This is a genomic window from Treponema socranskii subsp. socranskii VPI DR56BR1116 = ATCC 35536 (assembly GCF_000468115.1).
In the GTDB taxonomy this organism is placed as follows: domain Bacteria; phylum Spirochaetota; class Spirochaetia; order Treponematales; family Treponemataceae; genus Treponema_D; species Treponema_D socranskii.
Genome location: NZ_AVQI01000008.1, coordinates 31688 through 57087, shown reverse-complemented (window position 1 = coordinate 57087; position 25400 = coordinate 31688). Strand labels below are relative to the sequence as shown.

Genomic DNA, 25400 nt, shown 5'->3' with positions numbered 1-25400 from the left:
GGCGAGAACGCTTTACAACGCTTTATGCCCAATGTACAAAATCTTCCGTTCCGGCTATAATAAAAACTTATGAACAGAAAACTCATCACATCGGCGCTTCCGTACGTCAACAACGTTCCTCACCTCGGAAATCTCATTCAAATGCTTTCAGCCGACGTCTTTGCACGCTTTTGCAGAAGCAGGGGCTACGATACGCTGTACATCTGCGGTACCGACGAATACGGCACGGCGACCGAGACGAAAGCGCTCGAAGAGGGCAAAACGCCGCGCGAACTCTGCGATCACTATTATAAACTGCACACGGAAATATACGATTGGTTTCACATCGCTTTCGACAAATTCGGACGCACGTCGAACGAAGAGATAAAAGACGTTACGCAGGAAATTTTTAACGATCTCGATGCGAACGGCTTTATCAAAGAGCACGTGACAAAGCAGCTCTTTTGTCCGCACTGCAATATGTTTTTGGCCGACCGTTATGTGCGCGGCACCTGTCCCAAATGCGGGAGCGAAGACGCGAGAGGCGATCAGTGCGAAACCTGCGGCAGCCTCCTCGATCCGACCGATTTGGTACAAGCGAAATGCGCTACCTGCGGTTCTTCCCCCGAAGTGCGGGAGACGAAGCACTTGTACATCGATTTGCCTGCGATTGAGGGGCGTCTTGAAGCGTGGATGGAAAAGGCAAGCGTCGAAGGAAAGTGGAGCGCAAACGCGATTCAAATGACAAAGGCGTGGATAAGAGACGGCTTAAATGAACGTGCGATCACGCGCGATTTGAAATGGGGCATACCCGTGCCGAAAGAAGGCTACGAAGACAAAGTCTTTTACGTGTGGTTCGACGCGCCGATCGGCTATATTTCGATAACGCTCCAGCTCGCAAACGAACTCGCTGCGGCGGGAAAAAAATCCTTTGACTATAAAAGCTGGTGGCTTCCGTCCGAATCCGATGAAGCGGCGGCCAAAATGCCCGTCGAGCTTTTTCAATTTATAGGCAAAGACAATATCCCCTTTCACACGGTCGTCTTTCCGTCGAGTCTGCTCGGAAGCGGACGCGATTGGACAAAGCTCTTTCACATGAGTTCGACCGAATTTTTAAATTACGAAGACGGCAAATTTTCGAAGTCGAAGGGCGTCGGCGTATTCGGAACGGATGCGAAGGAAAGCGGTATTCCCGCGGATGCGTGGCGGTTTTACATCTTTTACAACCGTCCGGAAAAATCCGATTATCAATTTACATGGAAGGATTTTCAGGAAAAATACAATGCGGAACTTATCGGAAATCTCGGCAATCTCGTAAACCGTACGCTGCTGTTCGTCAACAAATACTACGGCGGCAAAATCCCCGACGCTCCTGAAGACGAAGCGCTGTGGGCGGAAGTAAAAGTGCGGGAGCGGAGAATTACCGAACTGCTCGAATGGGCGAATCTCAAAGACGCATTCCGCGAAATCTTTGCGATAAGCGATATCGGAAACAAAGCGTTCCAAGCGGCCGAGCCGTGGAAAACGCGCAACACCGATCCTGAAAAAGCGGCAAAGCTCATACACAATTTGTGCTATGTCATAAAAGATTTGATGATATTGACGGCACCCTATCTCCCGCAGTATGCGCAAAAAGTCGCTTCGTTTTTCGGCAAAACGATTACCGAAAAGCGTATCGGAGCGGACGATCCGGAAGGTGCGCTTAGGTGGAGCGATCTCGGAAAAACGGAGGGTCTTTCGGAGATCGGTGCGACGAGCGTATACTTTACGCCGATGGACGATAAGACGATGAAAGCTTTTAAAGAGCGTTTTTCGGGCAATCAAAAATCGCGCGAAGAAGGGACGCTCGGAAAGCCGAATGCGCAAAAGGCAAAGGTTGAAAAAAAAGAGCCTGCCCTCGCAGCCGATATGTGCGCACATTTTAATAAATTCGTTTCGCTCAAAGTCGCAAAGATCGTTTCCGTCGAACGCAATCCCGAATCCGATAAGCTCTATATAGAACACCTCGACGACGGAAGCGGTACTGAGCGCGTCATTCAAAGCGGACTCGTGCCGTATTTAAAAGAAGACGAACTGCTCGGAAAGCACATCATCCTCGTCGATAACCTCGCTCCGCGGAAAATGCGCGGAATTGAAAGCCGCGGTATGCTCCTTGCGGCGGATTACACCGATGAAGCGGGCAAAGAATGCGTCGAACTCGTAACGGCTCCGTGGGCGGCTCCCGGTACTCCCGTCGTGCTTGAAGGAGAAGATCCTTCGGTGCAAAAAGAAAAAGAGATAAGCGCGGACGTGTTTTTTCAAATCGAAATAAAAGTGCATGACCGAGAGGTCGTCATTCAGGATAAAAAACTCACGGCGGACGGAAAAGCGCTTACGACGGAAAAAACCGTAAACGGCGGAGTAGCATAACAAGTGTTTGCTTTTACGATTGCGCCGCTCTCTCCGCGCTTTCTTGCCGACGGAGGAGAGCGTTTTTTGCAGTCGCCGTTTTGGGCGGCGTTTAAATCCCTGCACGGCTGGAAATCGCTCTTTTTCGATGTCCGATCGGAAGGGGGCGGTGCTTTTACCGTTTCGGTTCTCGTGCGGCGCTTTGCAAAATATTTTTCCATCGCGTATATTCCGATGATGCCGTCTTTTTTTTACGGCGACACCGGCAGTGACGACGGTACATTGCAAAACCTCTCGACAAAAGCCGATGAAAAAGAAAACGGAAGCGTTGTGCGGCAGGAGGATGCCGCCTCGTATGCGCAGTTTTTGGCGGAGTTTTCAGAGTCTCTCAAAGACTTTCTCCCCAAGTACACGCTTTGCATACGCTTTGATTCCTCACTCGATTTTTATTCGATATCTTCGCGCGATTTTTTTGTCGCAGAGCTGAAGCAAGCGGCCGCTTCGGAAAAACTGGCGATCGTTAAAACGAAAACCGATATTCAGCCGCCCGATACGACGCTTATCGATTTGACAAAATCGGAAGATGAACTCCTTTCTGCGATGCGGAGCAAATGGCGTTACAATATCCGTCTTGCACAAAAAAAAGGCGTTGTCGTCCGTGCATACCGCGCGCGAACCGATAAGGCGGACAATTCTTCGCTCGATTCCGACGCCTCGCGTGCTCTCGATATTTTTTACGAACTCTATAAGACGACGGCAAGCCGCGACGGCATTGCGATCCACGCAAAAAAATACTATGAAGACCTTTTCGCTTTGAGTGCGGCACATAAAGACGCCCCGCTCATCACGGTCTATATCGCATCGCACGAAGGGGAAAACCTCGCGTCGATCATCACGCTCTTTTCTAAAAGCGAAGCGGTCTATCTCTACGGCGCTTCTTCAAACGCCAAACGAAACCTCATGCCCGCCTATCTTTTGCAGTGGACTGCGATATGCGATGCGAAATCTTACGGTTCGGCCGTCTACGATTTTTACGGTATGCCGCCGTCCGACGATAAAAATCATCCGATGTACGGTCTCTATCTTTTTAAAACGGGATTCGGCGGACGCATCGTGCATCGGCCGGGATCCCTCGATTTTCCGCTTTCGCCGCTCTATGCGCCCTATGCGTTTGCCGAAAGCGCGAGAGCGTTTTATCATAAACGAATCAAAAAAATTCTTGCAGGTCGTGCCTTATGAATATGGAAGCTTTTGTTTTGGGCTGCGGCGGAATGATGCCTCTCCCGTACCGCCACCTCACGTCGGTGCTTTTGCGCCGCGAAGGAGAGCTCTTTTTATTCGACGGAGGAGAGGGAACGCAAGTGTCGCTCAGGCGTCTCAACCTCAAATGGAAAAAGATAAATGCGATTTTCGTTTCGCACACCCACGCCGATCACGTAACGGGTCTGCCCGGTATCATGATGCTCTCTTCGCAAGTAGACCGCACCGAACCGCTGTATATCTACGGCCCCCCGAAGATCGCCGAATATATCGAAACGAGCCGCAAAGTGCTCGACATGTTTATCAATTATCCCGTTGTCGTAAAAGAGATTACGGCTCCCTGCGTCGTGCACGGAGGGGAGGGATTTTATATCCGCGCCTTTCCGCTCGCGCACACGAAAACCTGCGTCGGCTATACGCTTGAAGAACTCGACCGGCCGGGTGAGTTCAGTCCCGAAAAAGCGAAAGCGCTCAAAGTGCCGATGGGGCCGCTGTGGGGCAAACTGCAAAAAGGCGAGAGCGTTACGGCTTCCGACGGAAAAACCGTTACGCCCGACCGAGTGCTCGGTCCTTCTCGGAGCGGAAGAAAGTTCAGTTATGTGACCGACACGCTCTATAAACCGTCGATTGCAGATGAAGTGCGCGGAAGCGATCTTTTGATCTGTGAAGGTATGTTCGAAGAAGCGCTCATCGATCAGGCGAGAGAAAAAAAACACATGACGGCAAAACAGGCCGCGACGATCGCTCGCGACGCCGGTGTCAAACGCATGGCGATGATTCACTACAGCCCGCGTTATACCGACAGGGAGCTTTCCGTTTTGCTCGATGAAGCGCGCACGATCTTTCCCGCCGCGGAACTTACAAAAGACCGTATGCACTTCGACATTCCCTACGTCGAATGACGGGGCGGACGGCTGTGCATTTTTGCCGCTCGCTCGAACGTTCCGTCTGCAGCCCGATCTTTTTTTTGTGTGCGGTTTTATTTGCTGCGGCGTGCTCGTTTTATTATTTTTTTGTCTCAGTTTTTTTTTCAGGAAACGCCGTTCCCGATATCCGCTTTTTTTTCGCCGCCTTTCCCTATGTTTCCATCGTCGTTATCCCTCTTTTGTGTTTTCCGTTCGGCGATAAAAGCTTTGTCGATGCTCTGCCGCTTTCGCCTTTCGCCCGCACGTTTTTCGATTTTATTCTTCCCTTTGTGCGCTTTGTGCTTATTTTGCTGCCGCTTGTGCTCGTGCCGCTGTGCACCGGCTTTTTCGGCGATATCGATACAAGCGGAATCATAGCGGGCTTTGCGATCTCTCTTTTTTACGGAGCGGCCGCCGTATCGCTTTCGGTATTTTTTTACACGGTATTTTCTCCGCACCGAGCTTTTATCGTCTCCGCCGCGTTTTTTGCCTTTGCCGGTTTTGCGTCCCTTTCGGAGACGCTTCGTCCTTTGAGTTTTGCATACCGTGCGGATGCTGCGGCAAAGGGTATCGTCGATACGCGCGATATCGTCTTTTTTTGTACGGTTTCGGCGTTTTTTTTGTTCGCAGCCTTTATCGCGTCGGAAAAAAAACGCAGGATTTTTTTTCCTCGGAACGAGCGATGCATGCATGTCGTTATATTATTAATTATTGTCTTTGCGTCTTTGAACGGAAAAAGATATTATGCGCGGATCGATTTAACGAAAAATAAAACTTTCAGCCTTTCCGATTACGGGAAAAAAACGCTTTCCCGTCTTACGTCTCCGCTTACGATCACCTATTACCGATCTCCGCGCATTGCAAGCGTCTATCCTTCTTCCCGCGACGTATACGAATACGTCAAAATGTATGCGCGTGAAAACTCCGCGGTAAACGTCGCCGCAAAAGATCCCGATGCGTCCGGCGTTTCCGATGTTTTAAATCGCTTCGGAATTTTGCCGCAAACTTTCCGTTCGGGAAAAGGGGATGAAGTTTCGCTTTTTTCCGCCCTCGTTTTCGAATACGAAGGGAAGATTCAAACGATACCCTTTATCGTTTCTGCAGACAGAATCGAATACGATTTGACTCGCTGCATCAAAAATTTTGTCGACGGATCCCGTCCTCGCGTACTCATCCTTACGGGAAACGGAATGACGCTTTCGGAAGATTATTCATACGTTGTGCCGTGGCTTTCACTGCAGGGATTTGACTGTATCGAAATCGAAGCTCGAACGCTTTCCGATTATGCAGGCGGCGATATCCTCATCGTATTCGGCGCGTCGAAACTTTCGGATAAAGATGCTGCGGCGATCGAAGCCTTTGTGCTTTCAGGCGGGAGTGCGCTTTTTGCCGTTTCACCTTACGATGCCGATATCAAATCGACGTGGAGTATAGAGCGGCCGGAAAATACCGCGCTCATCGATTTGCTTTCGTTTTGGGGCATATCGTTCGAATCCGCCCTCGTTTCGTCGACCGCATGCGCGCACATTACGCTTGCAAGCGGAGTGGCAGGGCAGGGAACAGGGCAGTTCGAGAGTATCGGCTATCCGCTTTGGATATCGATTTCGTCTCAGGACGAAGCGAAGAGGGGACTCACGCTCTTTTGGGCGAGCCCCGTCAAAATCGAAAACGCATCCGCAAAACCGCTTTTGGTTTCAAGTCCGTCGTCGTGGGTTGTCCGCGAAAATCTTTCAGGCGGCCCGTTATTTAAAACGAATCCTTTTTCGCTGCAAAAAGTCGCACCGGATAGGCTACAATCCTATGCCGCCGGTGCATATTTTGACGGCGAGCTTTCGGGTATGTATGTTCCCGAAAAAAAAGAAGCGTCGCGCATCGCCGTCGTTGCCGATCAATATTTTGCGGCAAGCCTTCCGCTTTCGTATATCGGAGGAGAAACGGGCGATTATCGCAATCTCGATTTTTTGACGCACGTCGTTTTAAAACTTACGGGCGATGAAGGACTTGCCGAACTGCAAAACAAAGGAAGCGTGCGCACTTTATACAAAACGCCCGACGCCGCATCTTTTTCCGCCGCGAGGAAAAAAACGCTCGTCGTCGCCTTTATACTCGTTCCGCTTTTTTATGCGGCGCTTGTACTTTTTTTCGCAGCGAGGCAAAAGCGACGGCTCAATTACCTCTCGCGTATCGAAATGTAATAATTTAATAAACAGAATTATGAGTGCCGCAAATCGTCACCGTTATAATTGACAAAACAGGTACAATGCGTGAAGATATTAAAACGAAGAGAAAATACAGAGGAGCAAGTATACATGAAACAAAACAGTTTTTCCGAACAATTTTCTGCAATCGGTAAACGATCGTCTCTTGTTCGGAAATTGAGCAGCGTCAACAGGGTTACGGTATTTTTTACGGTAATCGTCTGCGGTCTTGCACTCGCCGTTTTCTTTTACCGCATACTGACGGCTCAACATGAGCAATCGACAAAGGCGAGCGTGACGGGATTTCAACTTTTACTCGACGACTTCGGCTCACGTGCGGAAGGAGCTGCCGCGTCGATCGCCGGTCGTCCCGATGTCGTGCAGGCCGCTCGCAGCCGCAGTCATGCCGACGCATATAAAATTCTTGCCGAACTCAATAAGCAGATGCGCGTCGATTTTATTGTTTTAACCGATACGAGCGGCAACATCATCGCGCGCGGGCATTCGGAACGTTTCGGAGATAACATCATCAATCAAAAAGCCGTCAGGGAAGCGGTTCGGGGACGCGCGACGTATTCATATGAAAAGGCGGTGCTTGTCCGTTTTGCGATCAGAGCGGGATGTCCCGTATACGACAGCGAACGGCGGATTATCGGCGCAGTTGTTTCGGGTTTCAACGTTTCGTCCGCCGGTTTTTTGGAAAAGGCGTACAAAACATTCGGCTGCGATGTTATGCTTTACGACGGTACGGAAGCGGTCGCTTCGACGATCGCAGATGAAAAAAACGAAATGCTCGCAGCTGCGGTCAGCGACGATTGTGCCGAAGCGGTGCTCGCGCGGGGTGAAAGCTATGCTAAAATGGATACAATCGGAAAGAGCCGGTACTATGTCGTCTATTGGCCGGTTTTCGACGTTGCAGGTAAGCCTGCGGGTATGTGGGCGCTCGCAAGCAATTTTTCCGCTGCGAGAGCGGAGCTCGGAAAAACGATCGGTATCAGAATGCTTGAAATCCTCGCGGCGGTTGTCGTATTGCTTGTCATCCTCGTTTCGATTATCGCCCACCGCGTGTTCGGTTTGATTATGCGGCCGCTTCAAAAAGTGTCGCAGTCCTTTATCGCACTGTCGGAAGGAAATGCAAACCTCGCTGTCAAAATCGATGTTCCGTCGAACGATGAGATCGGTATGCTCGTCGCAGGCTTTAATAAATTTATTCAAAAGCTGCATGCGATTGTTAAAGACGTAAAAGAAAGCAAGGCGACCCTTGTCACGGCCGGAGAAGATATGACCGGCAGCGCCGACGATACGTCGAGCGCCATCACGGAGATCATCGCAAATATCGAAAGTATACACACTCAGATGGATGAGCAGGAGACGGGCGTTACGCAAACAGTTGGCGCCGTCAATGAAATCGCATCGAATATCGACTCGCTTGAACGGATGATTCAAAATCAATCGAGCAGCGTGACGCAAGCGTCGGCTGCGATAGAAGAGATGATCGTCAGTATTGCGTCGGTCAATCAATCGGTTGACAAAATGGTCACATCTTTTTCAATGCTGCGCGATAAAGCGCAGGACGGTTTTATTAAACAGACTGACGTCAACGCGCGCATCAAACAGATCGAAAGTCAATCCAATATGCTGCAGGAAGCCAATACGATAATTGCGGATATCGCAACGAGGACAAACCTGCTTGCGATGAACGCGTCCATCGAAGCCGCGCATGCGGGCAAAGCGGGAAAAGGTTTTGCCGTCGTCGCGGATGAGATCCGTAAGCTTTCAAAATCGTCGGCCGTGCAGTCGAAGCGTATCGGAGAAGAGCTGAGCAATGTCAATCAGTCGATCGTCAGCGTTGTCGGCGCATCGGCAGAATTGAGCGAAGTGTTTAAATCGCTTTCCGACGAATTAAACGTCACTAATAGATTCGTTTTGTACATCAAGCAGGCGATGGACGAACAGAACGAAGGATCGAAACAGATAGATGCGTCGCTGCGCGTCGTAAACGATAATACGTCGAGCGTACAGGATGCATCGCGCGAAATGGCGACCGGCAACAAATCGATTCTTACCGAAATTAATAAATTGCAAAACAGTGCGTCCGGTATGAAAGAAGGCATAAGCGAGATGGCGACGGGTGCACGACAGATAAACGAAGTCGGTTCCGCATTGGAAAATATTTCGTCGCGGATGAAAGATGCCATACAAAAGATCGGCTCGCAGATCGATCAGTTTGAACTGTAATCGATGTTTATGAAAAAGACGGGAAGCGAAATAATCGTCAAGCTGCTCGAAATGGAAGGAATCACCGTTGTCTCCGGCATTCCCGGCGGTTCCGTTTTGCCGCTGTACGATGCGCTTGCGAAAAGTTCGATCCGTCACGTGCTCGCCCGTCATGAACAGGGGGCGGGTTTTATTGCACAGGGTATGGCGCGGAGCACAGGAAAGGTCGCCGTTTGTTTTGCGACGAGCGGGCCGGGCGCGATGAATCTCCTTACCGCGGTCGCCGACGCACGAAGCGATTCCGTTCCGATCGTTGCGATTACGGGGCAAGTGAACACATCCCTTATCGGCACCGATGCGTTTCAAGAAGCTGACACCTTCGGCCTTTCCTTTCCGATCGCAAAGCACAGCATCATGGTAAAATCTCCCGAAGAGCTGCTTCGCGCTATTCCCCAAGCCTTTGCAATCGCGGCGAACGGGCGGCCGGGGCCGGTACTCGTCGACGTGCCGCGCGACGTACAGCTTTCTTCTTGCGAATTCGATTCGTGGCCGGATATCGCGTCCGTTACGATACACGATATACGCTTTCATACGCCGCCGTCAGAATACGCTTCGAGCATGGATCGCATAACCGATGCGCTTGCCGAAGCGAAGCGACCGGTGCTCTTTTGCGGCGGAGGCTGTAATTCGGAAGGGGCTGCAAAGGAATTGCAAAAATTCCTAAAAACTTACCGTCTTCCCGTCGTGACGAGCCTCATGGGGATAGGCTGCGTGCCGTTTTCGTTTGAAATGTTTGCCGGTATGGTCGGCATGCACGGTTCTTACGCGGCAAACGTCGCTATGCACGATGCCGATCTCGTTATCGCCGCAGGCGTCCGATTTGACGACAGGGCGACGGGCGTCGTGTCGAAGTTTTGTCCGAAAGCGCGCGTCGTGCACATCGACGTCGATGCGGCTGAAGTCGATAAAATCATCGACGCCGATATTTCGGTTGTCGCCGATGTCGGATCCGTCTTTCCGATCCTCGTGCAGCTTGCGTCCCGAAAGCAGGAGCTTTTCGCATCGAATTGGCAAAATGCGGAAGCGCGCGCCGTGTGGCTTGAAAAGATCATAAAGCTAAAAACGGAAACGTTTTCACCCCTTTGCGGTGCGGCAAAAAAATCGTCCTACGGCAATCCCCGCGAGCTTATCGCTTCGATTCCGCTTTTCGCTGAAAAAGCGGGTATGAGGCGCGACAAACTCATCGTTACGACGGATGTCGGTCAGCATCAAATGTGGACGGCTCAGTATTATCCCGTCGAAAAGCCGAGAACATTTCTTACGTCGGGCTCGCTCGGTACGATGGGATTCGGACTGCCCGCCGCAATCGGAGCCTCTCTCGCGCACCCTGAATGCCGCGTCGTGTGCGTTTCGGGCGACGGTTCCATCCTCATGAACATTCAGGAGCTTGCAACTCTTTCCGAGCAAAATCTTGCAGTGACGGTGATCGTTTTCGACAACGGTACGCTCGGCATGGTATATCAGCAGCAAAAATACCTCTTCGGCGGAACTTACGCTGCGAGTGAATTTTCCCGCCGCGTCGATTTCGTTGAGATCGCACGAGGTTTCGGCATCGATGCCGTCGATGCGGCCGAAGATGAAAAGTGGTACGAAAAAGCGTTTTCCCCGAAGCGGGAACGAAAACCGTTTTTAGTGCGCATCGAAATCGATTCTGCGGAAGACGTGCTGCCCTTCGTTTTGCCGGGCAAAGCGAATATCGACGCGCTGCGATAAGATCTGCACGGAAGGGGCAGTCTCAAAGCCGGTTACTTTTTCGACGGATCCTTCATCGTAGCAATTATTAATGTACAAACAGTGAAACGACCCAAAAGAACGAATCGTTTGCGTGGCTCACCGTCAGCGAATCCGCGCCTATCGCCATGATCACGAACTCTTTGGCGAAACATCGATTTTGCCTGCAACTTTGTTCGCATAGAGGATTCCCATAGACGGCGACATTGCAAGCGTGCTGGAAAAAAAGCAGCGATTGTGATACAGTGCGGTTCGGAGAAAAAATACGGATACCGACGAGGAAATTATGAACGGATTTTTTTTAGTGGCAATAAAATTATTAATCGGTTTTTTTGCTTTAATTATGATAATAAATATTTCGGGCAAGGGAAATTTAGCACCTTCATCTGCCAGTGATCAAGTGCAAAATTACGTGCTCGGCGGTATTATCGGCGGCGTGATTTATAATAATAATATTCGATTATTGGATTATATAGGTGTTTTATGTATTTGGTGTGTGCTTATATTGACTTTGAAATGGATCAAAACGCATAATGTAAAAGCGAAACAGGTCATAGACGGAAAAGCATTAATAATTATCGATGACGGTAAAATTAATATTGAAAATTGTGAAAAGGCGGGTTTATCCGCTCATGATATTTCTTTTAAACTTCGAACAAAGAATGTTTATTCGACAAAAGACGTAAAAAGAGCTTTTGTGGAGCAAAACGGTCAATTGATCGTTATACATCACGGAGAAGCCAACCCGAAGTTCCCGCTGATAACGGACGGGCAGCTGCAAGAGGATATTCTGGACGTGATAGGCAAGGATGAGGAATGGCTGCTTGAAGAAATTAAAAAACAGGGATTGGATAAATACAGCGATGTGTTTTTGGGAGAATATGTGAACGGCAATCTCATACTGACGGCATATCCGCCTGAACATGACAAATTAAAGAAGTACAAAAAACCGTGGAATCAAGCCCGCGATTCCGCATCGCATCGCTTTTTTTCGTTTATAAAACCGCGGAACTGAAGGTGCCGGGCGAAAGCTTTGCAATATAAGGGGCTTTTTGATTTTGCCGTTCAGGTTTGCCGAAATGATTTGACAATCGGCGCCGCGCGATCGATTTGACAAAGCGCGTATCTCAAAATATAATATCGTTCGGTGTAATTAAATTTACAAAATCGTCCGATAATAGAGTATGGTAGTCTGTATGGTCAGACAATTTCCGACTTTTTCGAAAGCTGATGCTTTCTGCAAAAGTTTTTATAGGAGTTGTTACGAAACGCCGGCTGAAATAGCGCCGTCGTTTCGTATTTCGAGTTTGCGTTGCAAACTCGTGTATTTAACGTGTGCGCTCTCGCGCACGACTAAAAACTTTTTCGAAAGCTGATGCTTTCTGCAAAAGTTTTTATAGGAGTTTTGCATGAAAAAGGGCTTAGTGGTCTGTATGTGTTTTGGGCTGCTTTTGCTGTTTTCGTCGCCGGCTTTTAGTCAAGAAGCGATGCAGACGCAAAAGAGTACCGAGTCGTTTATGATCGACAATTTCAACAACGAAAGCGGAAACGCATGGACGTGGGACGTCAGTGCGAGCCGCTATGTTGCCGACGGTTATCCGAAGACGGGGTACTTCGACGGTATTCCGAATTCGCTGAAATACTTGCTCAAAGACGGCAAGGACAATCAAAAAGTGCTCGGCGTGCAGATCGCGTTTAAGCGAAAGGGCGACAACTGGTTTGAAGTATATCCGGTAAAAGACGGAAAAGCGTATGAAATCCCCTTTGTCGGAACGGTGACGCAGATCGATTTTTGGGTGTGGGGGGCGCATTATATGTATTTTCTCGACGTGATTGTCAGAGATGCCGACGGACGCGTTCACGTGCTTCCTGCGGGCAATCTTGCATTCGACGGATGGAAAAATGTCGTTGTGTCGGTGCCCGGCTGGATACGACAGCATTCGAGGTCGAGCAGCGGCCGGGATGCGATGTCGTTTATCGGTTTTAGAATCCGTACGAGCCCCGAAGAGTTCGTCGATTCGTATACGATTTTTTTCGATCAAATGAAATACGTTACGAGGGCGCTTGCGAATATCTTTGACGGTTACGAACTGAAAGAAGCGGACTTCGGCAATTCGGAGGGCAAATAAATGAAAAAAAGCATATTGACGATTTGTGCCGTGCTTGCCGGCAGTTTGGCTTTTGCTCAGAATTCGAGCCTCTTGGAACCGACGCCCGAAACGATAGGAGCCGATTCCGCCGCTATGGCGCTCCGCGAAATAAACGTCGACAAATTCGAGCGCGAAGGTTCGTGGGACGTTACGATTTCTTCGGATTACGGTTTTATCACGTCGCGCCTTTTTGACGGAAATCCCGCGATGAAAGACGCGCTCGAAGAGGATAAGGGCAAAGAAGACGAAGACACGTTCGTTTTCGGCGTCAAAGTCGAATTCTTCCGCCGCGGCGTCAATTCCTTTTACATCACGTCGGTGCGCCCGCTGCCCGTCGAAGGCATTGCAAAGACGATCAGCGTGTGGGTGTGCGGACGAAATCAGGATCACAATCTGTGGGTGCTCGTACAGGATATGTTCGGACGCAATTACGAACTGTACATGGGTTCGCTCGGTTTCGGCGGTTGGAAAAAAATGACTGCGGTCGTTCCGCCTTCTCCCGACGGGGAGCACGGCATCGTACAGCAAAGCGCGTTTTACAACAGCCGCCCGGGCTTACGCATCGTCGGCTTCAGAATCGACTGTAATCCGATGCTCGCTCGCGGTTCATACTATGTATATTTCGATGCGCTCCGCGTCGTCACCGACTTGTACGATTTGCAGTACCGCGATGAAGACGATATGTCCGATAACTGGTAAGCGCTTTCGCGTGCAATAAATTCCGATTTTTATACGGCGGCATCTTGCGGGGGTGCCGCTTTTTTTATCTGATCCTATAATATCTCGGGCGGGAAACGTCGTTTTCGGCTTCGATGAGGTTCATGTGTGAAAGCACCCACAGCATGAGATTGGCTTGCGCTTTTGCGGAAGCGGGAAGAGCCTTGTTTTCGGCGAGGGAAGAAGCAATGTCTCGGGCGCAAAAACGGGGAAGGCAGGATTCGGGGATGAGCGAAAGGTAGTCGGCCGCTTTTGTAAACGTGTGCGTTTCGAATATCGTTTCGAGCCTTTTGTCGGTTTTGTTCCAGTTTTTTAAAAAGCGGCGGCGGCCGTTCGGAGACTGTACCGGCGTTTCGCTTTGCGTGCGGATTTCGCTCATCGCGATTTCGAGCACGTCGAGCGAAAAGCGCTTTTTTAAAAGCACGGGATAGAGGCCGGTGAGTTCGCGGAATATGCTGTAGATCGAAGCGCGGACGGGACTTTTGCGCTTTGACACGAGCGCACCTGTTTCATCATAGACTTCGATGTATTTGACTCTCGCGACGGGATAGACGATTTTAACGCTATGCCCGCTTTTCATCGCACGGAGTGTTTTTACGAGCAGCGACGAAAGGTTTTTCGTCTGTATTTCGGTGATATTTCCGAAGGCGTCGACGACATCGTAAATTTTTCCGTCGATATTCACTTCCGTCATACATCCTTTTTCGAGCGCATAGAGCGATTTCAAAGAGCGGTGGAGAGAGCTTTCGTTGAGCGTATTTATCATTATTTTTTGAATTCCACAATACAATTATATAGCTAATCGGCGAATATTGCAAATTTCTTTGTAAAAAATGGCGTTTTATCCGTTGACATTCGGTGTTTTTATTATAAAATAGTTGCTAAGTGGGAATTACTGGGGAAAAGTGGTAGGCAGTGGCATGAGTATGCTGACAGGAGAATTTCGGAATACGCTTGACGAAAAGGGAAGAATTCTCTTTCCCGCCAAACTGCGTTCCGAACTTGCCGGAAATGTGCTCATCGTGACGCAGGCTCTTGACCGCTGCCTATGGCTTTTTACTCCCGAAGAATGGAAAACCGTTTCTTCGAAACTCATGGAAGCCGCGTCTCCGTTCAGCGAAAAAAACCGCCTCGTGCTCAGGAGGTTTGTCGCGCCGGCGCAGGAACTTGAGTTCGATAAATCGGGGCGGCTTTCGATCCCCCAAAGTCTGCGCGAATATGCCGCGCTTTCCAAAGACTGCGTTTTGCTCGGCGTCAGTAAATACATCGAGCTGTGGGACGCGGAAAGCTATCGGCACTATATCGAGGAAAGCGAAGCGTCGTTCCGCGGGGCTGCGGAAGAGCTCGGCTCGATCTTTTTTTAGCGCAGGGGAGGAAAGCGCATGGAAGCGATTCATACGCCTGTTTTGCTGCAGGAATGTCTTGAACTGCTTGCCCCGTGCGGCGCCGAAGCGGTCATGTGCGACTCGACGCTCGGCGAAGGCGGCCATTCATTCGCATTTCTTTCGCAATTCCCGAATATTAAGGTAATCGGCATCGACGCCGATGCGGGCATTTTAGCGCGTGCAAAAGAGCGGCTCGAATGCTTTGCCGAACGGACGATGTTTTACAACGGTTGGTTCGACGATTTTTACGCGTCGTACCCTGCGGATTTTCCGAAGCCCGATATCATACTGTTCGATTTGGGCATATCGATGTACCACTACGAACTGTCGGGCAGGGGATTTTCGTTTCGACACGACGAAGCGCTCGATATGCGCCTTACGCCGTCGGGAGGAAAAAGCGCCGCCGATATCGTAAACGGTACGGAAGAAGGGGCGCTTGCCGATTTGATATACCGCTGGGGCGAAGAAAAACTGAGCCGCAGCATAGCGCGTGCGATAGTGAAGGCGAGGGCGAGCGGGGAAATCCGTTCGTCGAAAGCGCTCGCCGATATTATTTACGATGCGGTGCCTCTTCAGTACCGGCACGGATTGATACATCCGGCGACGCGTACGTTTCAAGCGCTCCGCATTGCGGTAAACGGAGAGCTTGCGCGGCTTCCGCGCTCGCTGCACGATGCGTTCAACGATTTGAAGGCGGGCGGAAAGATGGGCGTGATTACGTTCCATTCGCTCGAAGACCGCATCGTAAAAAATTATTTCCGAAATCTCGGAAAGTCCTGCGTCTGTCCGCCCGAGGTTCCGGCTTGCCGCTGCGGAGGGACGCCGTGCGCCGAAGTGCTTACGAAAAAACCCGTAAGTCCCTCGGCGGACGAGGTTTCAGGCAATTCGCCGTCGCGGAGCGCGAAGCTTCGCGTCGTACGAAAACTGCGCGATGCCGAAGATGCGCGGTGCTTAAGCACTGCCGTGTAATCGGGAGCCGGTAAATATGTGCGCACTTACGCACGAGTGAAAACTTTTTCGGAAATTGCAATTTTCTGCAAAAGTTTTATGGGAGTGGGTATGAAACGAAAATATAGCCGTATGCGCGAAACGCTTGTCGTCTGCCTTATCGCGCTTTCAATTCCGCTTTTATTGCTTGCAGCCGGCATGCAGTCGAGAAAATACGAAGATCTGTCGGACGAAGTTACGGCGCTTGAAAAAAAGCAGGAATCGCTCGTCGAAGAAAATAAAAAACTCGTTACGGATATCAGTCTTTTGGCGAGTACGGAGCGCATCGAAAAGATAGCCGAAAACGAACTCGGCATGCATAAAGCGCAGACGGACGATATCGTCCGTGTGGAGATGAAGGGGAAGGGCAGTGCAAAGTCTGATGGAGCGAAGTGAGCTCGTCGCTGCCGTCCGCGGTAAAGGTGTCGGGCACAGTGCAGCCGAAAGCCGATTTTGTTTTTCCTCAGTTACGACCGACAGCCGCCTCGTCGTCCCGGGCAGTCTCTTTGTACCGCTCGTCGGCACCGTGCAAAACGGGCACGCTTATATTTCCGAGTCTCTTGCAAAGGGAGCATCTGTTGTCTTCATTAACGAAAGCGAATATTCAAGCGACGAGCGCTTTTATTTGCTTTTGGCGGAAAAATATCCTCTGGCCTTTTTTGTAATCGTCTCCGATACGCTGTATGCACTGCAGGATGCCGCTGCCGCCTATGTTGCGAAATTTCCGCGCTTAAAAAAAATCGGCATTACGGGTTCGAGCGGAAAGACGACGACAAAAGAACTCGTCGCTGCGGTTTTAAAACAAAAATATCGAGTCGTTTCGAGCGACGGCAATTTCAATTCCGAAACGGGGCTGCCGCTTTCCGTTTTTAAAATCAGGGATACGGATGAAATCGGCGTATTCGAAATGGGCATGAATCGGCCGAACGAAATCGGGGAAATCGCGCGCGTTTTAAAACCGCAGTACGCCCTCATCACGAATATCGGAAGCGCGCACATAGGCATACTCGGCAGCAAAAAAAATATCGCCGCCGAAAAGCGGAAAATATTCGATTATGTTCCTTCAAGCGGTGCGGCCTTTGTTCCCGCATCGGACGCATTCGCACCGTTTTTAATCGAAAACTGCAAAGGACAAATCGTCTATTTCGGAAACGATGTCGCCGAAAAAAGCGGCGCCTCTCTCGTGTCCGACGACGGCCTTGCAGGGACGGTTTTTTCCGTCGGAGGGGAGCGCGTACATTTCAAGCTTCCGGGCATGTACAATTATGAAAACGCTCTTGCAGCCGTCGCCGTCGGAAAATATTTCGGCGTAAGCGATGCCGAAATCAAAACGGCGCTTTCGTCTTTCGGCGGCGTTTCGGGAAGGAGCGAAAGCGGACATATCGCATTGAAAAACGGTAAGCGCGTCACGCTCGTCAAAGACTGTTACAACGCGAATGCCGAATCGACTGCGAGCGTCCTGTCGTTTTGCGCGTCTGCAAAAGACGTCGAGCGGAAAATATACGTACTCGGCGATATGCTCGAACTCGGAGACGTATCCCGCGACGTACATGAAAAAGCGGGCAGAGATGCGTGTAAAGCGAATGCGTATAAAATCGTATTTATCGGCACGGAGATGAAATACGCTTACGATGCCGCCCTCGCTTCGGGCTTTACGGGCGCGCTGTATATTGCCGGCTCTTCCTCAAAAGCGATGAGCTGCGCGGCGGACTTCATCCTTGCAAACGCTTCCGACGGGGATTTGCTCCTGTTGAAAGGTTCTCGCGGTATGGCGCTCGAGCGGATCGTTCCTCTTATTACGGCGGAGGGGTGCGATGCGTGATTATCTTTTTCTCGCCGACAAGCCCGTTTCGTCGTACCGAAAAAGCGATTCGGCTTTTATCGCGTGCGTCATCCTTTTGTGCGGACTCGGTATCTTTGCGCTTTTCGTATGCTCGCAAAATTACGCCGAACGCATGTTCGGCAATCCGTTTTATTTTGTAAAGCGCCAGCTCGTAAGTATCGTCGCCGCGCTTGCAGGATTTTTTTTGTTTGCAAGCATGCGTATAAAAATTATTAAAAATTTTTTGCCGATCTTCGTGCTCGGTGTGATCGTACTCTGTCTTTTGACCTTTGTTCCCGGCATCGCCGTTGAAAGGAACGGCGCTCATCGCTGGATACGCATGCCCTTTGCGTTTACGCTGCAGCCGTCCGAATTCGCAAAATTTGCGCTCATCCTCTTTCTTGCAAATTTTTTCGACAAGCAGGCGCGTATCGAAAATCCCGACGAAAAGTCGGTGCTGCCGGCCGTCATCGGTTTGACTTTCGTTTCGCTCCTCGTGTTTTTCCAACGCGATTTTTCGACGAGCGTTTTTATTTTTTGCGTCGGCCTTCTCATGTTTTTTGCGTCGGGCGCAAAGCTCACGTGGCTGCCGCCTGCGCTCCTTCTTATCGTTCCCGCAGTCGTCTTTATGATTTTGCAGGAGCCGTATCGGATCGAACGCATTATCGGATTTTTGCGGCCGGAAGAACACGTGCGCACGTACAATTATCAAAGCATTGCGGCAAAGCGCGCGATCAGTTCCGGCGGATTTTGGGGCAGCGGCATCGGAAGCGGTCTCGTTTGGATAAACAGTATTCCCGAAGTGCAGGCGGACTACATATTCGCCGGCTGGGCGGAAGCGATGGGCTTTTTCGGCGTGCTTTTGTACTTTGTCATGCTCGCAGCTTTCGCATGGCGGGGATTGAGGTCGGCGTTCGTCTGCAAAAACCGTTTTGCCGCCTACGCGTCCTTCGGCTGCATTTCCGCCGTAACGCTGCAGTCGCTGATGAACTGCGCCGTCGTCTGCGGGGCGCTTCCGGCAACCGGCATACCGCTGCCGTTTTTTTCGCTCGGCGGTTCGTCGATAATCGTAACGCTTTGTATGTGCGGCTTTATCGTCAACGCGTCGCGTTGTACGACGGAAGAAGACGAAAACGAATTTGAAGATACCGTCTATGAGGGAAAGGATGAGTGATGTGAGCATGGCGAGCTTTGCCGCCGAAAAGACCGAAACGAAAAGCGATGTAAAGACGAAGATCGTCGTCACACTCTTTTTTGTTTTTTGCGTAATTTTTTTGATCGAAATCGCCGTCTATAAATTTGCCCTTCCGAGCATGCATGCTCCGAAGATCGTCATCGGCGGGGAACGCTCGCTCTCCGACGAACAAGTGCTTTCTCTGTTGCAGCCGATGCACGGTGCGAACTGGTTTTCATTCAACGCCGAAGAAGCCGTTTCGATTTTATCGTCGGTGCCGGCGATCGATTCGGTTACCGTATCGAAGCGCTTTCCCGATAAAATATTCGTGCGCATCGCAGAACGCGAAAGCGTTGCGATGACTTTCGTTTCATCTGCAGGAAGGAGCATTCCCGTGTGTATCGATAAAAACGGCGTACTCTTCGACGATGCGGAAGTCGACAGAAAAAGCGGCGCCGTTCCGATCATCTCAGGTTTGCCGATAGAACACTTGTCTGAAGGCATGCGGATTCCCGCAAAGTACCGCACGCTCATCGAACAGATTTCGGAAATTCAAAACCGCGACAGGCGCTATTTCGCCGCTCTCGCGGAAATCTGCGTCGTTCCGAAAGAATACGGAAACTACGAACTCGCGCTTATCCCTGCGCACACGAGGATGCGCGTGCTGACCGACCGCGCATTGAACGAAGACGCGTTACAGTATATGATGGTTGTGCTCGACGTCGTCAATTCGATCGAGCCTGACGTATCGGAAATCGATCTGCGTTACGGCTCCGTTTCTTACCGGACGCGCTGAAGCGAGGATGAGCAGGTATGATTGTCGGTCTTGATATCGGTACGAACCATATACGCGTCGCGATCGGAGAACTGAACGATTCGGGCGGCATAGAAATCGCAGGGACGGCTTCGAGAAAGTCGGCGGGGCTTCGAAACGGAGTCATCGTCAATATCGAAGATGCCGCCGCCGCGATTAAAGAAGCGGTCGAAAGCGCCGAACAAACGGCCGGAGCCGAAGTGACCAAGTGTGCGATCGGCATCGGAGGCACGCAGATCGAAGGTTTGAATCAGAGGGGCATAACGCCTGTGACCGAACCGGGTCGGCCTCCGAGAGAAGTGACGAGGGGCGACATAGAGCGGGCGATCGACAATGCGCGCGCGGTTTTTATTCCTCAAGACAGAGAATTGCTGCACGTCGTCGCACAGACTTTTACCGTCGACGGTTTGAAAAATATTAAAGATCCGACGAATATGATGTGCGCCCGCCTTGAAGCGGATGTCCACGTGATCACCGCGTCGAAGACGACGATACAAAACATCAAACGCTGTGTGAGCCGCGCAGGCTACGAAGCGTCGGGCATTATGTTGAAAACGCTCGCTGCGACGCAGGCAGTCGTCCACGACGACGAAATGGATCTCGGTTCGATCCTCATCGATATGGGTGCGGGAACGACCGACGTACTCGTGCTTTTGGGAGGGGCGCCCGTATGCACGGTGTCCATCCCCGTCGGCGGCAACCTCGTCACAAACGATATCGCGATCGTAAAGGGCATACCGGTATCGGCTGCGGAAAAGATCAAAATCGAATCGGGATGCTGTTTTATCGACAATATCGAAATCGACCGCGAAGTGATAATCCCCGGTGTCGGCGGAAGGGATCCCGAGCTTACGACGCAGACCGAACTGTGCACTATCATTCAGCCGCGCGTCGAAGAAATTTTTTCGATGGTGCGGAGCGCCGTCATCAGTAATTCGAATATCCGCCGTCTTTCCGGCAATATCATCCTGACCGGAGGAGGCGCGCAGATGGAAGGCGTGGTCGAATGCGCGCAGGCGGTTTTCGGAACGAGTGCGGTGCGGATCGGCACGCCTGAAAAACTCGGAGGCGCGGAAGCCGAATACCGGCGCCCCGAATTCGCTACGGTGATAGGGCTCGTGATTGCGAATAAAAATGCTGTTCAGGAAAAGAACAGCCGTAAAAATAAAAAACTTTTTTCGTCGGAAGAGAGCGGGAAAAAAGAGAATCTGTTGACAAGGTTAAAAAAATCGTTTTTCTGAGGGGAAAAAGGGTTGGGAGGAAAACATGATGGATTTTTCGGTGATCAATGAAAGCGGCACTGCCCTCGATGCGGTGAGCCCTGCGGTTATTAAAGTCATCGGCTGCGGGGGCGGCGGCTCGAATGCGGTAAACCGAATGATCGATGCGGATATCGCGAACGTCGACTTTATCGTGTTGAATACCGATGTGCAGGATTTGAACCGATCGAAAGCCGAGACGCGGCTGGCTATCGGACGAAAGGTTGCAAAGGGACTCGGCGCCGGAGGCAATCCGAAAGTGGGGGAAGAAGCCGCCGAAGAAGACAAAGAGGCGATCGCCAATTTGCTCGAAGGCACCGACATGATCTTTATCACGGCCGGTATGGGCGGCGGCACGGGTACGGGATCGGCTCCCGTTGTCGCACGCATCGCGCGCAGTCTCGGCGTACTCACCGTCGGCGTCGTTACGACTCCCTTCGAATTCGAAGGGCCGGTACGCATGCGTCAAGCGCGCGAAGGCATCAACCGTTTGCACGAAAACGTCGATTCGCTCATCGTCATTCCGAATCAGCAGCTTTTAAAAGTCGTCGATAAAAATATGCCCATACGCCAAGCTTTCCTCGTCGCGGACGACGTTTTGCGGCAAGGCGTCGAAGGCATTTCGAATATCATCACAAAACCGGGAGACGTCAACCGCGATTTTACCGATGTCAAAAACACTATGCTCGGACAGGGAGAAGCGATTCTCGGCGTTGGTCATGCGAGCGGTGAAAACCGCGCCGTGGACGCTGCGACGAAGGCGATTAAAAATCCGCTGCTCGAAGATACGAGCATAGACGGAGCGAAGAGTGTTCTCATAAATATCTGCTCGAGCGGCGATATTTCCATGCTCGAAGTGTCGGAAATCATGAAAGTCGTCAGAGCTTCGATCGATCCCGACGCAAATATTTTGTGGGGACAAGCCATCGATCCCTCACTCGGTGAAAACGTCAGCGTTACCGTTATCGCGACGGGATTTCATGCAAGCTTTGAAAGAGGAGCTTCGGAAGATGCGCTTTCGTCTTCTTCCGCCGTACACGATTCGTCCGTCGTCACGAGCGACGAATTTTCGGACATACTCGGGGGCCGCGGTTTCGAGAGTATGCGGCAAAAGCTTTCATCCGCCGCGGAAACGAGCCTTTTCGATTCCGTCGACTCGGATGCCGAAAAAGTTCCCGTTGCGGTCGGCGCTCCTTCCGTCCGCGAACAGGTAAATCAAAAAATCGGCTCGCTCGGAAAAGCGCTTTCGGCTTCCGTCCCCCGCTATTCGCCGAGCGGTATAAAACCGCCTGCGGGATTTACCGGCGGCAACGACATCTCTCAGCCGGCGTGCTGGCGGGCGAGCGGCCGCGGAGAATTGTCGCGGACGATCAGACTGCAGGATTAATACGGAATCCGTATGGCTGAAAAATTGACGATTCCGGTCATACTCTCGCGTTTTTACACGGATATCGTGCTTGTGTTGCGGCGCTCGCAGAAAACGGCGGAAACCTATCGGCTTTCTGCGAGCGAGTTTTTGTCGTGGTGCGTCGAAAAAAAAATAAAGCTGCACGATATCGATTTTCGCGAACTCACGTATTATCTCGTTTGGAAAAAAACGAAAGGCTGTACGGAGCTTACGATCGCAAAAGATATTTCAGCGCTGCGCGCTTTCGGATCTTATCTCACGAGGCTCGGTATATGGAGCGAAAATTTTGCCCTCGCGCTCGACCGGCCGAAAGCCGCCCGTCCGCTGCCGCGCGTCCTTTCAGTCTCTCAGATCGAGTCTTTTCTTTCGTCCATCGATACGTCGGAGCCTTTGGGGCTTCGCGATGCGGCGCTGTTCGAACTTATCTATTCGTGCGGGCTTCGCGCGAGCGAAGCGGCTTCTCTTCTCATGCAAAACGTGCATTTGAACGAACGCATAATCCTCGTGCGAGGTAAGGGCGATAAAGAGCGTATCGTGCCCTTCGGAGATGCGGCGAAGGTAAAACTTTCCGCATACCTTTCCGAGTCTCGGCCGCTTCTTGTCGGAAAAAAAACGGTCGCCGAAGTTTTCGTCAATTACCGCGGCGATCCTCTTTCGCGAAAAGGTTTGTGGAAGCGATTTTGCGGGTATGAAGCGAAAAGCGGCGTTCGTGCAAAAGTGCACACGCTGCGCCATTCGTTTGCGACGCACTTGCTCGCAGGAGGGGCTGATCTGCGCTCCGTTCAGGAATTGCTCGGGCATGCGGATCTTTCGACGACACAGATTTATACGCACGTCGATGACGAGCAGCTTCGGAAAAATCACGAAAAATATTTTCCGGGTCATGCGGCAAAAGGCGACGTATCCGCGCCCTAATGTGCTGCTGCCGCACTGCTGCCGGGAGTGCGGGCGTTCGGCAAAAATAAAACGTATCCGTGCGCGATGTGCGTCGTCTTTGCCTTTCGATTGCCTTGTTCTTGCAATTTTATTATATATTGTTATATTGATACGGAAAGATTCGAAAATCGAGGTTGCTATGAAAAAAATACATATAACGGTAAGTTTATTATTATTAATTTTAATGTTCGTTTCATGCGGATCGTCGAATGCAGCCGTCAAACGTCTGCAGCAGACGGAAGAAGGCGTTTCGTCTCCGACGACGATCGACGAATACAAAGAGGCTATCGCAAAATACGAAAAGCGCGTTGCGGATATAACGCTTGCGAACGAGCAAATCGGCATTTGGTATAAGATACTCGGCTCGCGCTATATCGATTTGAAAATGTGGGGCGAAGCGCTTTCGTGTTATCAAAAGGCGATCGAGTATTATCCGACAAATCAAAACCTCTATTACTACGTCGGTGTGTGCGCGGGTTATATGGCGCATTCGGCGCTCGATTACGATGCGACGGGCAGTACGACAAAAAAATATAATTATTTGAAATTGTCGGAGTCGGCATATCTCCGCGCGATCGCGATCGAAAGCCGCTATGTCCGTGCGCTCTACGGGCTCGGCGTACTCTATGTGTTCGAACTCGACGAAAGCGAAAAAGCGATTCCCTATCTTAAAACGCTTTTGACTATCGACACGGGACACACCGATGCAAAATCCGTTCTTGCGAACGCGTATTTCCGTACCGGAGATTTTCAAGCGTCGGCAGCTATGTACGATTCCATTATTAAAACGACAAAGGATAAAGAAAAAAAGGCGCTCGCGGAAGCAAATAAAAAAATCGCTTTGGATGCGGCCTATGGGCGTTGAAAAGGAAAACTATTTTCTTTCTTTGTGTCTCGCGGGTGTATCGTTTTTGACGCTGCGCGAAAAAAATATTTTACTCGAGAACCTTGACAGCGCAGCCGCCCTTGCGCTACTGTCTATAGACGATATCGCAACGCTTGTCGGAAGAACTTTTCGAGCCGCGGTGTGGAACGGCCCTTCGTGCGTACGCGAAGCGGAAAAGGCCGAGCGGATTATTAAAGCGTTCGGCATCGAAACGATTTTAAACGGGGATGCTTTGTATCCCGCCCTCCTTTCGGAAGCGGAAAATGCGCCTTTTATGTTGTTTTGCCGCGGAAACGCATCCTGTCTTTTAGGCGAAACGGTTTCCGTCGTCGGAACGCGGCGCATGACGAGAGAAGGAAAAGAAGCGGCGTTTTCGTTTGCGTGCGATGCCGCTCGAAACGGAGTTACGGTCGTGTCGGGTCTCGCGTACGGAATCGACGCTTCGGCTCACGCGGGAGCCGTCGATGCCTGTTTCGATGCGATGGAAGCGGGAACTGAAAAAAATTGCGGAAAGACCGCGGCGATCCTTCCGTGCGGAGCGGATATGATCGTTCCGTCTTCGCATAAAAGGCTTGCGGAAAAAATTATTAAAACGGGCGGGGTTCTCGTAAGCGAATATCTTCCGGGAGTCCCTGCCGAAGCGTGGAGATTTGTGCACAGAAACCGCATCATCGCGGCTCTGTCGCCTGCGACCGTCGTCGTCGAATCGCCCCCGGGAAGCGGCGCGCTCATTACGGCGCAGTACGCCCTCGATTATAACCGCGACGTGATGATTCACGAAGCGGCGTTTTCCGCTTCTGCAAAGGCGGTTTCGCGGCAAGCGAAGTGCGAGCTCGAAAAAAAGATCGAGAGGGGAGAGGCCGCAAAAGGAAAGGCCGAACGTACGGCGGAAAAATACGTCGTCGACGGCGCTCCGGTTATAAAAGATTATGCCGATTACCGCCGCTGCCGCTCGGAATCCCCCGGTGCGCGAAGCGGCGAGCCCTCTCTTTTTTAAGAGGGGCGAAAATTTTGAAAAAATCGCTGAGGGCAAGTTTTTTAAGATGCCCTTATACGTGGCTGTCCAAAAACTGAAGTTTTTGGACAGTTTCCTTAATTGTACTACGGGTGCGGCGCGGAACGCC

21 protein-coding genes are annotated in these 25400 nt (G+C 51.0%); 20 read left to right on the top strand and 1 reads right to left on the bottom strand.

Features of this window, described 5'->3' with window-relative positions; translation table 11 throughout:
- The first annotated feature begins 69 nt into the window (after window positions 1-69).
- The 9 genes from metG to HMPREF0860_RS01325 all read left to right on the top strand — a co-directional run bounded on the left by metG (window position 70) and on the right by HMPREF0860_RS01325 (window position 13587).
- Window positions 70-2388, top strand: a complete 2319-nt coding sequence (gene metG, locus HMPREF0860_RS01365; RefSeq protein ID WP_021331382.1) for a methionine--tRNA ligase — start codon at window positions 70-72, stop codon at window positions 2386-2388.
- Window positions 2389-2391: 3 nt separating this feature from the next.
- Window positions 2392-3606 carry a lipid II:glycine glycyltransferase FemX gene (locus HMPREF0860_RS01360; RefSeq protein WP_021331388.1) on the top strand — a complete coding sequence of 405 codons (1215 nt, stop codon included), beginning with the start codon at window positions 2392-2394 and terminating at the stop codon, window positions 3604-3606.
- Window positions 3603-4529: a ribonuclease Z gene (locus HMPREF0860_RS01355; protein ID WP_021331358.1), complete on the top strand. Its 927-nt coding sequence runs from the start codon at window positions 3603-3605 to the stop codon at window positions 4527-4529. Before HMPREF0860_RS01360 ends, HMPREF0860_RS01355 begins: the two co-directional genes overlap by 4 nt.
- A 14-nt stretch (window positions 4530-4543) precedes the next feature.
- Window positions 4544-6727, top strand: coding sequence for a GldG family protein (locus HMPREF0860_RS01350; protein WP_021495415.1), 2184 nt, complete (start codon window positions 4544-4546; stop codon window positions 6725-6727).
- Between the two features lie 114 nt (window positions 6728-6841).
- Window positions 6842-8968: a methyl-accepting chemotaxis protein gene (locus HMPREF0860_RS13115; protein WP_021495419.1), complete on the top strand. Its 2127-nt coding sequence runs from the start codon at window positions 6842-6844 to the stop codon at window positions 8966-8968.
- Between the two features lie 9 nt (window positions 8969-8977).
- The gene (gene ilvB / locus HMPREF0860_RS01340) at window positions 8978-10720 is read left to right on the top strand and encodes a biosynthetic-type acetolactate synthase large subunit (RefSeq protein ID WP_038081795.1); all 1743 of its coding nucleotides are present in this window, start codon (window positions 8978-8980) and stop codon (window positions 10718-10720) included.
- Between the two features lie 304 nt (window positions 10721-11024).
- Entirely contained in the window at window positions 11025-11753 is a 729-nt protein-coding gene (locus tag HMPREF0860_RS01335) for a DUF421 domain-containing protein (protein WP_021331368.1), read from the top strand.
- 394 nt (window positions 11754-12147) lie between these two features.
- Entirely contained in the window at window positions 12148-12867 is a 720-nt protein-coding gene (locus tag HMPREF0860_RS01330) for a flagellar filament outer layer protein FlaA (protein ID WP_021331384.1), read from the top strand.
- Window positions 12868-13587: a flagellar filament outer layer protein FlaA gene (locus HMPREF0860_RS01325; protein ID WP_021331407.1), complete on the top strand. Its 720-nt coding sequence runs from the start codon at window positions 12868-12870 to the stop codon at window positions 13585-13587.
- 64 nt (window positions 13588-13651) lie between these two features.
- Here the strand turns inward: HMPREF0860_RS01325 and HMPREF0860_RS13110 are convergent, their stop codons facing one another.
- On the bottom strand, window positions 13652-14371 hold the full coding sequence (locus HMPREF0860_RS13110) for a DUF8091 domain-containing protein (protein ID WP_021331378.1): 720 nt from the start codon (window positions 14369-14371) through the stop codon (window positions 13652-13654).
- Window positions 14372-14525: 154 nt separating this feature from the next.
- Between HMPREF0860_RS13110 and mraZ the strand changes: the two genes are divergently transcribed.
- From mraZ to HMPREF0860_RS01265, 11 genes are all read left to right on the top strand, one after another.
- A complete protein-coding gene (gene mraZ / locus HMPREF0860_RS01315; RefSeq protein WP_021331398.1) occupies window positions 14526-14969 on the top strand; it encodes a division/cell wall cluster transcriptional repressor MraZ in 444 nt (147 codons plus the stop codon).
- Between the two features lie 18 nt (window positions 14970-14987).
- Window positions 14988-15959: a 16S rRNA (cytosine(1402)-N(4))-methyltransferase RsmH gene (gene rsmH / locus HMPREF0860_RS01310; RefSeq protein WP_021331387.1), complete on the top strand. Its 972-nt coding sequence runs from the start codon at window positions 14988-14990 to the stop codon at window positions 15957-15959.
- A gap of 90 nt (window positions 15960-16049) precedes the next feature.
- On the top strand, window positions 16050-16373 hold the full coding sequence (locus tag HMPREF0860_RS01305; protein ID WP_051169993.1) for an FtsB family cell division protein: 324 nt from the start codon (window positions 16050-16052) through the stop codon (window positions 16371-16373).
- Complete coding sequence (locus HMPREF0860_RS01300) at window positions 16360-17799, top strand: UDP-N-acetylmuramoyl-tripeptide--D-alanyl-D-alanine ligase (RefSeq protein ID WP_021331363.1); 1440 nt, start codon at window positions 16360-16362, stop codon at window positions 17797-17799. The genes HMPREF0860_RS01305 and HMPREF0860_RS01300 overlap by 14 nt, the downstream gene beginning before the upstream one ends.
- A complete protein-coding gene (locus HMPREF0860_RS01295; RefSeq protein WP_021331408.1) occupies window positions 17792-18973 on the top strand; it encodes an FtsW/RodA/SpoVE family cell cycle protein in 1182 nt (393 codons plus the stop codon). The genes HMPREF0860_RS01300 and HMPREF0860_RS01295 overlap by 8 nt, the downstream gene beginning before the upstream one ends.
- Window positions 18966-19769, top strand: coding sequence for a cell division protein FtsQ/DivIB (locus HMPREF0860_RS01290; protein ID WP_038081768.1), 804 nt, complete (start codon window positions 18966-18968; stop codon window positions 19767-19769). Before HMPREF0860_RS01295 ends, HMPREF0860_RS01290 begins: the two co-directional genes overlap by 8 nt.
- Before the next feature lie 17 nt (window positions 19770-19786).
- Window positions 19787-21028, top strand: a complete 1242-nt coding sequence (gene ftsA / locus HMPREF0860_RS01285; RefSeq protein ID WP_021331355.1) for a cell division protein FtsA — start codon at window positions 19787-19789, stop codon at window positions 21026-21028.
- A 25-nt stretch (window positions 21029-21053) separates the two neighbouring features.
- Window positions 21054-22433: a cell division protein FtsZ gene (gene ftsZ, locus HMPREF0860_RS01280; protein WP_021495423.1), complete on the top strand. Its 1380-nt coding sequence runs from the start codon at window positions 21054-21056 to the stop codon at window positions 22431-22433.
- Window positions 22434-22445: 12 nt separating this feature from the next.
- Window positions 22446-23369 carry a tyrosine-type recombinase/integrase gene (locus HMPREF0860_RS01275; protein ID WP_021331418.1) on the top strand — a complete coding sequence of 308 codons (924 nt, stop codon included), beginning with the start codon at window positions 22446-22448 and terminating at the stop codon, window positions 23367-23369.
- 160 nt (window positions 23370-23529) lie between these two features.
- On the top strand, window positions 23530-24255 hold the full coding sequence (locus HMPREF0860_RS01270; RefSeq protein ID WP_051169992.1) for a tetratricopeptide repeat protein: 726 nt from the start codon (window positions 23530-23532) through the stop codon (window positions 24253-24255).
- Window positions 24245-25273: a DNA-processing protein DprA gene (locus HMPREF0860_RS01265; RefSeq protein WP_021331351.1), complete on the top strand. Its 1029-nt coding sequence runs from the start codon at window positions 24245-24247 to the stop codon at window positions 25271-25273. Before HMPREF0860_RS01270 ends, HMPREF0860_RS01265 begins: the two co-directional genes overlap by 11 nt.
- Window positions 25274-25400 lie beyond the last annotated feature (127 nt).